The organism is Microcystis sp. M20BS1, assembly GCF_020245305.1.
Taxonomy (GTDB): Bacteria; Cyanobacteriota; Cyanobacteriia; order Cyanobacteriales; family Microcystaceae; genus Microcystis; species Microcystis ichthyoblabe_A.
Genome location: NZ_JADBUZ010000161.1, coordinates 1 through 3,752, shown reverse-complemented (window position 1 = coordinate 3,752; position 3,752 = coordinate 1). Strand labels below are relative to the sequence as shown.

The following is a 3,752-nucleotide window of genomic DNA, read 5'->3' as shown; positions in this document are numbered from 1 at the left end:
CTTTAGTTGTCATAACCTATCCTCTTTAGCGCTGGTCAGGTATTAGATTTTTATTTTCTTGACGCTTATCTAACCTGAAAAAAGAGGGTCTGTAGGAAGGCACGGATTCCCATTCTATATATAAGTATCTGTCAAGTGCGGAGATTTGTCAAGGGTTTTTTTGAGGAAATCTGCCGGAATTTGTAGGAGAAGAGATTGTTTCACTTTTCCCTGTGAGCTACAATAAGCAGATGAGCAAGAGGATAGGATTACAGGAGTTTTAACAATGCGGTTACTACGGGTTCAGGTTCCTGACTTTCGAGTGTTAAAGAATATTGATATTAGTTTCGAGAAAGACTTTTTTCCTCAGATATTCCCTATCGGTAGTCAAAATGGCGGCGGCAAAAGTACCCTTCTACAATTAATTTTTATCCTGCTTCATTGTTCTGGTGATCCACAAAAGATAGAATATGTGGTAAATGTACTCCATCGATGTCAACTAGAAGATGAGTTAGACCAGAAAACCCTAGCTATGTTTGAAATTCTAACCGACAATCGGGAAGAAGTGAAACTAGATTTTTTTATTTGCAGAGATGCTTATATAAAAGACTTAGTATCTAATCTTGACGGTCAATTAGTATATCATTTTGGGGATGTTTATATAAAAGGCTGTGTATCTGATCTTGATGGTCAATTAATATATCTTTGTCGAGCCAATAACCAGAAGAATCAAGAGATATTTTTGTTGTGTAAGTTTAGTCAAGCCACCCAAGAAGAATTTCAATTATTCATGAAAGAATTATCCTCAAAAATATTTTTAGCCGCACCTTCAACGCAAGTTTTTATCTTTTTACCCAAAGCTACTAACAAGAGTCTTTTTCAGATAAATCAAGGGAATCCAGACTCTAGTAACTATTATTTAGCCATGGCAGATATTAAAAAGAAACTTAGCAACTTATTTACCTACGATTTTTTGCCAGTTGAGCTATTGATTAATTACTTTATCATGGCTCGTGATCAAGATTTTGCCCAAGCTATAGAAACTGGTGAATATGGAAATAATTATCAACTAAGAAGACAAAAATTAAATTCAATTTTATCGGATAAAGAAATTAATTTAGATAAAGATATATCGGGGATTACCTTTAAATTCAAAGGAGACACAAACGGAGAAGAATTATATCCAGAGGATTTGAGTCATGGGGAACTGAAGCGATTAAGTATCTATCTGTGGCTAAAGTATCGTAGGATAAAAGATGCGATTGTCTTGATGGATGAAATTGAGATTGCTCTCCATCCCGACTGGCAATATAGAATTATTGAGGACTTGCAGGAATGGGAACCTAGCAATCAATATATCTTAGCCACTCATTCCTATGAACTCTGTCAAGCTTTAACTCCCGCTCATGTTAAAGAGATAGAACCAAAACTATTGAAATAAAGATGGAGAAACTAACCCATGAGTCTTAAGGAAACGGAACTTTTAGAACATTGTCAATTTATTCTGGCAAACCGTCAAATTCGTAATAAATTTGTCATCCTCTGTGAAGGGGAAATCAAAAAAAATGCCAGCAGGTTATCTCCTCAATCCTATCGAGCTATGGCAGATTTTCCCGATGCTAATTTTTATAGAGCTTGTGTTCCTAGGGATTGGACACAAAAGATACCGACTTTTTTTAACTGTGGTGATAGAAATGATGTTTTAAATACTTACTTTAATCTTTTGCGTTTGCATGAAGAGAACCCAGAAGCTTCTTATTTAAATCCTCAGCAACTGTTCGCTATCGTCGATTTGGACTTACAAAAGAAAGATTTAAAAGATTTAGATGATTCCTATCCATTTAAGGATTTAGAGAAAATTTTTGAGGACTTATATGAAAAATCACTGATTAAAGTCAATCGGGTTGGACAGCATAGAATTTGGGTGACGGGATTGATTCATAAAGAGTGCTATTTTATTTTTCCCGATACTCATATTCAATCAATTCTTAGCGAACATTCGGCTGTTTATCAAAATTCCGCTGCTAGGCTAGAAAATATTTATCTTGATATGGCAGATAAAATTAAGGATGATGCCGATTTAAAAAATAATTTTTCCAGAGTTAAAGGGAGAATCTCTCATTGTCAAAACCTAGAACTATCGGAAGTGGACAAATTACAGCTATCTTGGCAAAAACAATATCAAGTTAGCCACGACAATAGCCAATCGGAATTAGTGCTGGCTCTGTTGACTATCAAAAAAGCGAAGCAATATTGGTTAGAAGTTGAACCTCCAGAGGACCATACATCACCCCCAGAAAGATATAGAGAACAACTGGCACTACAAATAGGAAGATTTTATGCTCACAATAGCGATAATCCAAGCTGCCATATTTCCCATCTCCTAAAACTGCTGAAGCTAGAACTCAACCCCAGGGAGCAGGAATAAATTTAATCGCATTATTTGACCTAAAAAAAGAGGGTTTGTAGGAAGGCACGGATTCCCATTATATATATAATTATCTGTCAAGGGCGGGGATTTGTCAAGGGTTTTTTTATTGAGATTTTGTTAATCATCTCGAATACCGTGCATCATGGATTAGTAAACGCTCCGAAAGATTGGCAACACTCCAGTTTTCATCGTTATGTTGAAGAAGGAATTTATGATCAGATGTGGGGGGCTTCAGAAAGGCTGATCTTTGATAGTGATATTGGTATGGAATAAAATGTAGGTTGGGTTTCGTCGTATCAACCGACAAGATCAACTAAAATTTTTCAAAAATTCGGTGGGTTGGGTTAAGGAACGCAACCCAACAAATTAAAAGATAATGGTGTTAATTCGTTTTGGAAAGGGGATATTTTCTGTGTAGAAATGTTGGGTTTCCTTTCGTCAACCCAACCTACAAGATCGGCGATCGCACTACGTTAATATCTTAATAACGTTGTTTAGGAATAACATAAGCTTTCATCCTATAACTATTACGACTGCCTTTTTCACTAAACCAATTACCAGTCGCCCCAAATTGGAAAATTTCACCTCTATCAAATTGATAAGTTAGTGATGTACCTGAATTTCTCGAAACATCATAAGAACCGGCAATACTTTCTGTTGGCCTTCCAGCAATAGGGACAACCGCATCTTGGGGAAAAATGTCAAAAGACGCATTACTTTTACCAGAACCAACTTGAACATCTATTCTTAAAGTTCCTCCTTCTGTGAAATCTCTAGTATCTATATCAACAACATCATAATTTTGTTGTCCGTTGCCTGGTGCAATTAAGACACCTTCATATTCTGCAACCCTATTATTCCTTGTTAAGACTAACCGAGGTCTTTCTGATGTGTTTTGTTTCTTGTTATTTTCCTTTAAATCTATCGTGATTGGCAATGCGTAGACACTAGCTTTATCATACACTAAGATTTTGACGGCAATTATAGCGTAACAAAAACTTATGACCATCAGAACGGATAACTTAGACAAATAACTTGTTTGTAGTAGTAATTTTGATTTGATTTTGGGTTTTAAGTTCATCAGATTTTACATCCTTTTACAGATCAATTTTACAACATAGACGGATCTCTGACCTTGCAGTGCGATCGCCCTTGGCGTTCCTATCCCAAGCAATGAGAATTTTAAAGTTTAATCAACAAAATAACAGCGATTACATTGAGCCTAGTCATAATGAAATTTACAACTAATAATAATAATTTTTGTCTCTGTTGGTTCCCCAATCCAATACATCTGTCTGTCTTTGTCGCAGTTGTTTGGCCGTTTCTTCTAACCAAGCAGGAT

Annotated in this window: 3 protein-coding genes and 1 pseudogene; 2 read left to right on the top strand and 2 right to left on the bottom strand. The window is 35.9% G+C overall.

Annotated features, from left to right (window positions below; all coding sequences use genetic code 11):
- Window positions 1-265 precede the first annotated feature (265 nt).
- Window positions 266-1,420 (top strand): AAA family ATPase, encoded by a 1,155-nt coding sequence (locus IM507_RS16120; protein ID WP_123231156.1) that lies wholly within the window; start codon window positions 266-268, stop codon window positions 1,418-1,420.
- A gap of 18 nt (window positions 1,421-1,438) precedes the next feature.
- Window positions 1,439-2,407 carry a hypothetical protein gene (locus tag IM507_RS16115; RefSeq protein ID WP_123231155.1) on the top strand — a complete coding sequence of 323 codons (969 nt, stop codon included), beginning with the start codon at window positions 1,439-1,441 and terminating at the stop codon, window positions 2,405-2,407.
- Window positions 2,408-2,891: 484 nt separating this feature from the next.
- On the opposite strand, the gene IM507_RS16110 is transcribed toward IM507_RS16115, so the two are convergent.
- Complete coding sequence (locus IM507_RS16110; RefSeq protein ID WP_259679089.1) at window positions 2,892-3,491, bottom strand: hypothetical protein; 600 nt, start codon at window positions 3,489-3,491, stop codon at window positions 2,892-2,894.
- Between the two features lie 196 nt (window positions 3,492-3,687).
- Window positions 3,688-3,752: pseudogene (locus IM507_RS16105) on the bottom strand (DUF29 domain-containing protein); the annotation flags it as partial.